Annotated in this window: 1 protein-coding gene; it reads right to left on the bottom strand. The window is 63.9% G+C overall.

Features of this window, described 5'->3' with window-relative positions; all coding sequences use genetic code 11:
* Nucleotides 1–739: recombinase zinc beta ribbon domain-containing protein (locus FBT96_RS21740; RefSeq protein ID WP_212635428.1), on the bottom strand; the 739-nt coding region annotated here is incomplete at both ends.

Below are 739 nucleotides of genomic sequence, written 5' to 3'. Positions count from 1 at the left end.
GGGCTTGGCGCGGGCAGGGCGGCCAGCTTCGCCTCGAGCCCCGCCTTCTGCGCCTCCAGCGCATCCATCTTCGCCTTCATGCTCGGGTGAAACAGGCCTTCGGTGATCGCGGTCACGATGTTCTCGATCTCCTTTGTCACCTTCGACAGAGCCCGTTCCGCCTCGACCCGACCGGCTTCCCCCTCGCGCCGATCCTTCTCCATCTCCCGATGAAACTCCGCGATGAACTCCTGGATCACGTCGGGATGCATCAGCTGGTGTTTGAGGCCCCCCAGAACCCGCGCCTCGACATCGATCCGCTTGATCGTCTTGCGGTTCAGGCAGGTCCCGGAGTTCCGTGCCGCAGCACAGCCCAGGCGGCCATCGCTGATCATGATATAGCCCGACCCGCAGCAGCCGCAGGTCAGAAGCCCCGACAGCAGATAGCGGGGGCGATGGCCGCGTTCGATCTTCGGCGCACCCGGGTCTTCCGCGCGTTCGGTCAGGATATCCTCCCGGATCGCGCCCTGCCGATGTTTGACCCGAGCCCAGAGGTCCTCCTCGATGATGCGCAAGGTCGGAATGTCTTCGGCGATCCATGCCTCGGGCGGGTTCGGTCGCGCCTGGCGTTTGCCGCTGTCCGGGTCCTTGATAAAGCGCTGCCGGTTCCAAACCAGTTTGCCGATGTAGAGTTCGTTGTTCAAGACCCCTGTGCCGCGCTTCCAGTTGCCTGAGATGGTCGAGAAGGACCAAGTGCCCT

Source organism: Rhodobacter capsulatus (genome assembly GCF_005144475.1).
Classification (GTDB): domain Bacteria; phylum Pseudomonadota; class Alphaproteobacteria; order Rhodobacterales; family Rhodobacteraceae; genus Rhodobacter; species Rhodobacter capsulatus_C.
Note: the sequence above shows the minus strand (reverse complement) of the source record. Positions and strands in the feature narration are given on the sequence as shown.